We start from the raw sequence: 5,498 nt of genomic DNA on the forward strand, positions 1-5,498 counted from the left end.
TTGATTCAATTCTTCTTTTTCCAGTTCACCTTCTATGAACTTCTTCTTTCCGGTTTTGCTATCTATAAACATGGTGGCGGGTATAGCTCCAGACCAGCTTTCGTCAACACGGTCGATCCAGGAGTTATAATCAATGTTGTCTAACAGCAAAACACCAGACGCGATTTCCTTTCTTTCGATAAAGCTATTTACGCGATCAAGTTTTTCTACAAAGTCCATACTTATTAGGGTCACTGTAATGTCGCGTCCTTCGACTTGTGCAGGTAAAGCTTCAAAGTATGGTATCTCTTTGATACAAGGAGCACACCAGGTTGCCCAAAAATTGATCACCTGAATGTTGTCACCTTCATCTGACATTAGTTGAGCGAGCTTATCAAATTTAATAACCTCAGCTTTGTTCTGACCGAAAGAAATAGAAGAAGCAGAAAAGATAAATAGGGAGATAAGACAAAACTGTTTCATGTAAAGCCTAACGAATTTTCTAAAAATTAGTTTGATATGGGCATAAATTAAATAATTGCATTATTCTAATACAACTAATATTGCTGTAAAATGAGATTATTAGCAAATCGGTTGTGCGAATAATTGTACCGTAAACTTACCGTAACACTGAATTAATTTAGAATTGTTCGTTTTTTGAAACCTTCGATTCACTCAAGTAAAAAGTTTTAGCAGTTTTAGTGGTGATTATTGCGATGATTGAGGGTGTAAGTAATTGCGCAAAAAGAGGCTTTTTAGCGACATTTGGGTAGGCGAAATTATACAAAAAAAAGATGCAAAAGTTTGGCCTTAAAGTTTTCCACATTTTCGATAAGTTTTCCACACAAGTTTAATGATATTACATAAGTGTCTAAAAATCAGGGTATTATGAGGCTACATTTAGATGTGAACTTTGTGGACAACTGCCAAAAGATAATTTTGTTACGTAGAAATTAACCAAAATATCTTATTGAGCAAGCGTATGCTTAATTTTTTAAAAATAAGTTTGAAATGTAAGGGCAAGACTTTATTAGCTACTCACGATTGTGCCTGATGAGCTTCTTTCTGTAGGTACTAAATATTCTTGACTTTGATAAGAAGCCAACATATTTGCCATTATCTATGACTGGTAAATTCCAGGCTCCTGTAAGTTCAAATTTACTCATGACAGATTGCATATTTTCATGAGAGCTTACATAAGCAGGAGGCGTATGCATCAGAGATTTTACCAAAGTATTTTGTCTTTGCTCTTCATCAAACATGATATTCCTGATGTCATCTAAGGTGATTACACCTACGAGTTGCTGCTCATCATTTACCACAGGGAAGATGTTTCTTCGTGAGATCTGCACCAGATCAACCAGTTTACCCAGTGTGGCTTCGGGGTGTATTTTCTTCAGGTCTTTTTCTACGACCTTCTTTAAATCAATTAAGCTCAAAACCTGTCGGTCTTTGTCGTATTGTATGAGGTCTCCACTCTCGATTAAGTGCTTAGTATATAAAGAGTGTTTTTCAAAGAATGAACTGGTAGAAAATGATATGGCCGATACCAGCATAAGAGGTACAAAGAGTTCGTAACCACTGGTAATTTCTGCAATGAGGAATATAGCGGTCAATGGGGCATAAAGAACGCCACTCATTACACCGCACATACCTACGAGTGTAAAGTTGCTTGTACTTACGTCTTCCCAGGCTACTATATTTAAAATGGCCGCAAATAAGAAGCCCGTAACTCCTCCCAGAAACAAAGAAGGCGCAAAAATACCGCCACTACCACCAGAGCCAATGGTGAGTGCAGAAGCAACCGGTTTGATAAGTATAACGCCAAATACAAAGCCGAAAAACCAGAGAACATTGGTGGTTTCCTGGAAAAATAATGTGGTATTTAAAATTTCTTCCTCTCTTCCTGCCAATAATAGCTTGATGGTATTGTAACCCTCACCATAAATTGGAGGGAAGATGAATATAATAAGCCCAAGTAAAACGCCACCAGTAATCGCACGACCAATAGAGCCCTGAATTTTCTTAATTAACGACTCGATTTTATAAGTCATTCTGGTGAAATAAACAGAAACCAAACCACAGGTAACACCTAATAATAGGTAGAAAGGCGTATCTGATGCTGAGAAGGTATCGGTAAGTCTAAATGAAAACAGCACATCGTCACCCAGCAAAGTCAATGAAACCAAACTGCCCGCTACAGAGGCAATAAGTACGGGGATGAACATGGCAATGGTGACATCAGCCAATATTACTTCAAGGCAGAAAATAACTCCCGCCACTGGCGAATTAAATATTGCAGAAATAGCCGCAGCTGCTCCACACCCAATAAGCAAAGTACGCTTCTTATAATTTAGGTGTACAAACCGGCCAACATTTGAGCCAATTGCAGAGCCAGTAACTACAATGGGTGCCTCCAAACCAACAGAACCACCAAAACCTACTGTGATAGCACTGGTAATCACTCTTGAAAACATCTTTGTGCGCTTGACAATACTTGAATTTTTAGAAATGTCATACAAAATCTGAGTGATGCCGTGCCCGAGTTGCTCCTTAAGCACGTATTTGGCGATGAGCACTGTAAGTACAATACCTACTAAAGGATAGCCGATGTAGAAGTAGTTGGCAATTTTGATATCGAAACCACTGGTGAGATAATGTTGTATAAAGTGAACGGTCTCTTTGAGCAATACAGCAGCTAAACCAGCGAAAATACCAATCACTCCAGCGATGATGACCACAAAGTTTTTAGTACTTATGTGTTTCATCCGCCATATGAGGAATTTCATGAGCAAGCCATCTGCTTTCACACCGGGAGATTTTAAGCGAAACGCAAATTTAGCAGAATAGCATTTAATCTATAATGTTAGTAGTTTAAAGTTGAGAGAAGATTTTTGCGAAAGCTTAACATGCAATTTGTGACTGGAAATGAAAGAGATAAAGAGAATAAAGGAAACATGTCTTTACATACACGACCTTGAAGCTGCCAAAGATTTTTATAATGGAAAAATGGGCTTTGATATTATACATTATCTGGCTGATAAGCATTTATTCCTGCGAGTAGGCAGCTCGGTGTTATTATGTTTTAACCCTGAAGACTCTAAAACCAAGACGAGTCCTCCGGCCCATTTTGGTGGAGGTAATCAGCATTTTGCATTTGAGGTAACGCGGGAAGATTACTTACAGACTAAAGAAAAAGTAAAAAACCTCGGTATAGAGGTGACTGAAGAAGTAATATGGAAAAGCGGTCAGGAGTCATTTTATTTTAGTGACCCTGAAAATAATGTGCTGGAAATAGTGCCTGAAGGCATTTGGGGCTGATTATTCGAAGGCCAGGCCTGAGTAAGGTTTGGTGCTAGCCTTAGCTTTTGCTGCCTTAGATTCGGTAGCTACCTCAGCAGGGCTGATCTTAGTATAGATATTTTCGTACCAGTGAACGTAGTTTTTATACACCACACCATCTGGGATAAGCTCCGTTTCTGTCTGAATTTTAATAATTGTGTCGATATTTAACCAATTGCGTATTTGATCTCTTTCTTCTTTTGGCAACTGGCTGATGCGTATGTACTCAATTCCTTTATAAATACTGACTTTCTGCATATCGATTTCTATAGACCGTAAATCTATAATACTTAAGTTAGAAAATTGTAACCCCTAATGGATTTTTGACAATAGTGGTTATACCTTAATTTACGATTTTTTAGTGTAAAATCGATCTCGTCTCTTTAATTTTCTGTTAAGAATCGACCTCAAGACCCTTCAAAACCGCTATAAATTGCCATTTATCCTGTGCTATTTTGTTAATTATTGGCAGGTGATCATAGAGTGCTACTCCTTTTTGAAGACTTAAAATTTGCAATGTGTGTGTCTCACATAACTCTCTAAAATAAGCTTCAGTAAAATATCGTTTTGGAATATTGACATCGTAACCCCAATTACCAATAAAATCCATCAATCGAAGAAACTGCCTGGAGACGAACCCATACTCAAAGTGATCTTTAATGATTATATACTTAGAAACACGTTTGGCTTCCTGAAGTAATTTGGGCACATCTTCATCAGCGTGATGTAACACATCGCTGAAAAGCACAATATCGAATTGGTTATCATCAAAAGGGATGTGCTTACCATCAAAAAACTTGAAGCGCTTCCATTTTGGGTCAGATTTATCTTTTGGCTCAAAGACATCAATTCCATACCACTCGGTCTTGGGCAGGTGATTTATTATGTTACCGGAAAGTTTTAAATCACCACAACCAACATCAAGACAAGAGATAGACTCTGGTAGATCAGGCATATCTTTTATTTTTTCACTGATCTCTTTTGATAAAATGGTTGTGCGATTTACGTGTGAGCTCTTTTGATGGATGCTCACAAGTTTTTTCTTTAGAAAAGTCTTCATCAGACTAGTCGGTTGTAGCTGTTTTTTTCAGACCTAGGATGCTTATAAAAAAGCTATTTAATAAAATCTGGCTACCTAAAACCAGCATAGTCACTGATGGAATAGCAATATTCATCGTCTTGGCCACATCCAGATCACCAAAATTAGTTTCACTCCATTTATAAATGGCATAGCCCCACAATATGACACCAATGGTCATAAGTAAACCACCAACCAAAATTCCTTTTTCTAATGTAAAAAGCTTATACCACTTACTGAGCCGGGTCTTTACTGGGAAGAGCTTTTGCGTGTAGACATATATTTTTGTCATCACATAAAATAAGACTCCCTGAAAACCGAAAATGATTAGTGCTGAGCAGTACAATAGTGAGTGAGTTGCCAGGTTGATCTGACCTAACTGAAGGTAGCCACTTGCCAAAATAAGTGCTGAAGTAATACCCCCAAACAGCATTAGAAACAGCCCCGGATATAAAAATAACCAGGCAGGGCTATACATAAGAAAGAAACGCAAATTACGCCAACCGTCTCTCCATGTACGCAAGTGAGGAGGTCTGCTTCTTCCGTCCGGATGAAGAATAGTAGGTACCTCAGTGATCTTTAAGCCGGTAAGTCCAGCTTTTACTACTACTTCTGAAGCGAACTCCATACCTGTAGTCTTGAGCTTCATTTTATAAAAGGCTTCTTTCGAAAATCCTCTTAAGCCACAGTTAAAATCACCGATTTTTATTTTAAAGAAAATTCTTCCTACAAGAGATTGTGCCGGGTTGCCAAAGTATCTGTGTACTGGCGGCATCGCTCCTTTTTTAATTCCTCCACGAAAGCGATTTCCCATGACCAGGTCGTAGCCTTCTCTCAACTTTTCAACAAAAAACTCCAAAGCCGAAAAATCATAACTATCATCGGCATCTCCCATGATGATGTACTTGCCATGGGCGGCTGTTATGCCTCCTCGGAGGGCGTTACCGTAGCCTTTAGCATCAACATGCACTACTCTGGCATTTTTAGACTCGGCAATTTCTATTGATTTATCAGTACTTCCATTATCGGCTATGATCACTTCACCATTGATGTTGTGTCTGGCCATAAATCCCTGAGCTTTGTCTATACAGATGCCTAC

The 5,498-nt window shown here is 38.5% G+C and carries 6 protein-coding genes; 1 reads left to right on the forward strand and 5 read right to left on the reverse strand.

Translation table 11 applies throughout. The features are described from left to right. Together E1176_RS07135 and E1176_RS07140 are read right to left on the reverse strand one after the other, a co-directional pair. A partial coding sequence (locus tag E1176_RS07135) for a TlpA disulfide reductase family protein (protein WP_155209916.1) occupies positions 1-462 on the reverse strand: 462 nt, incomplete at its 3' end. A 551-nt stretch (positions 463-1,013) separates the two neighbouring features. Beyond that, the gene (locus E1176_RS07140; RefSeq protein WP_155209917.1) at positions 1,014-2,768 is read right to left on the reverse strand and encodes a chloride channel protein; all 1,755 of its coding nucleotides are present in this window, start codon (positions 2,766-2,768) and stop codon (positions 1,014-1,016) included. A gap of 139 nt (positions 2,769-2,907) precedes the next feature. Here E1176_RS07140 and E1176_RS07145 point away from each other — a divergent pair, with 139 nt between their 5' ends. Further along, complete coding sequence (locus E1176_RS07145; RefSeq protein WP_155209918.1) at positions 2,908-3,300, forward strand: VOC family protein; 393 nt, start codon at positions 2,908-2,910, stop codon at positions 3,298-3,300. On the opposite strand, the gene E1176_RS07150 is transcribed toward E1176_RS07145, so the two are convergent. The 3 genes from E1176_RS07150 to E1176_RS07160 all read right to left on the reverse strand — a co-directional run. Then, a complete protein-coding gene (locus E1176_RS07150) occupies positions 3,301-3,579 on the reverse strand; it encodes a hypothetical protein (protein ID WP_155209919.1) in 279 nt (92 codons plus the stop codon). A 136-nt stretch (positions 3,580-3,715) separates the two neighbouring features. Beyond that, positions 3,716-4,381, reverse strand: coding sequence for a class I SAM-dependent methyltransferase (locus E1176_RS07155; RefSeq protein ID WP_155209920.1), 666 nt, complete (start codon positions 4,379-4,381; stop codon positions 3,716-3,718). A gap of 4 nt (positions 4,382-4,385) precedes the next feature. After that, positions 4,386-5,498 (reverse strand): glycosyltransferase family 2 protein (locus E1176_RS07160; protein ID WP_155209921.1); only part of this gene is annotated, 1,113 nt, incomplete at its 5' end.

Source organism: Fulvivirga aurantia, assembly GCF_009711475.1.
GTDB classification, from domain to species: Bacteria; Bacteroidota; Bacteroidia; order Cytophagales; family Cyclobacteriaceae; genus Fulvivirga; species Fulvivirga aurantia.

Excerpts from the sequence above, each read along its gene's own strand:
- E1176_RS07140 (WP_155209917.1), bottom strand. The coding sequence starts at position 2,768 with ATGAAATTCCTCATATGGCGGATGAAACACATAAGTACTAAAAACTTT.
- E1176_RS07145 (WP_155209918.1), top strand. The coding sequence starts at position 2,908 with ATGAAAGAGATAAAGAGAATAAAGGAAACATGTCTTTACATACACGAC.
- E1176_RS07150 (WP_155209919.1), bottom strand. The coding sequence starts at position 3,579 with ATGCAGAAAGTCAGTATTTATAAAGGAATTGAGTACATACGCATCAGC.
- E1176_RS07155 (WP_155209920.1), bottom strand. The coding sequence starts at position 4,381 with ATGAAGACTTTTCTAAAGAAAAAACTTGTGAGCATCCATCAAAAGAGC.